Origin of the sequence: Mesorhizobium sp. M7A.F.Ca.US.014.04.1.1 (assembly GCF_003998745.1) — a bacterium.
Taxonomy (GTDB): domain Bacteria; phylum Pseudomonadota; class Alphaproteobacteria; order Rhizobiales; family Rhizobiaceae; genus Mesorhizobium; species Mesorhizobium ciceri.
Window position 1 is genome coordinate 1 of record NZ_RZRW01001169.1, and the last position, 931, is coordinate 931.

The 931-nt window shown below is 66.3% G+C and carries 2 protein-coding genes; both read right to left on the reverse strand.

The window, feature by feature from the left end; translation table 11 throughout:
- Positions 1-357, reverse strand: a 357-nt coding sequence (locus tag EOA22_RS35335) for a GNAT family N-acetyltransferase (RefSeq protein ID WP_164756257.1), incomplete at its 3' end; no start/stop codon positions are given.
- A gap of 5 nt (positions 358-362) precedes the next feature.
- The coding region (locus EOA22_RS35340; protein ID WP_164756258.1) for a lytic transglycosylase domain-containing protein at positions 363-931 on the reverse strand (569 nt) is incomplete at its 5' end.

Sequence of the window (931 nt, forward strand, 5' to 3'; positions counted from 1 at the left end):
CATCAGCGCTTCGGCAACACCCTTGCCGCGCGCCTCGGGATGAACGGCAAGATCCTTGACGAAGGCGCGGGTCCAGCACAGCGCCGCCGCCGCCAGCCGGCCCTTGGCGTCGATGACGAGGAAGCACAGCGCCGGGTCGAATTCGGGATCGTCCGCGATGCGCGGCCACCACTCGTCGAACGGACCATCGGCGCCGTCATCGAACACTTCCGTCAAAAGCGCATGCAGGGCGGGCGCGTCACCAGGCTCGAAACTGCGCATGACAAAGCCGTCGGGCCAGTGCGGCGGAACCAGCGTCTCATCGAGGATCTTGCGCAGCCGGATGTCGTTCAGGGCCGGCGGGCGCGGTTCAGGCATCGCGCTCAGGCGTCGGGTTGCAGGCGACGGCGCTGGCGGTCGCGGCCAAGGCCGGTCGCCTCGAGCAGGCCCTTGCGCTTGGCGTCGTAATAATAGCCGGTCTGATAGAGCCAGTCGGCCTTCTTGGCGTTGCCGCCGGCCACCAGCCAGGCGCCGCGCAGATATTTGACCGCGTATTTTAGATTGGTTTCGGCGTCGAACAGGCCCTTGGCCGGTCCGTCATAGCCCATGCCGCGTGCCGTCGCGTGCTTGATCTGCATCAGTCCCCAATGGCCGTTGTTGTAGGCTTTCGGGTTGAAGGTGCTCTCGCGGTTGACGACATGGCGCACCAGGTCCACCGGCACCTGGTAGATCGCCGCATATTTCTCGATCAGCCGCTCGACATCGCCACGCACGCCCGTCGCGTGTTCTTCTTGCACGGGCCCTGCCGGAAACTGGACCAGGGCCGCCGGGTTCTGCGGCACGACATAGGCGACCTGCTGGACGCCGGGCATGCGGTCGCCCTTGGCGGTTGCCGGCACGATCAGCCCCGCGGTCGTATAAGTCTCGGCCGCCTTGACCGGTTCGTTCGCAT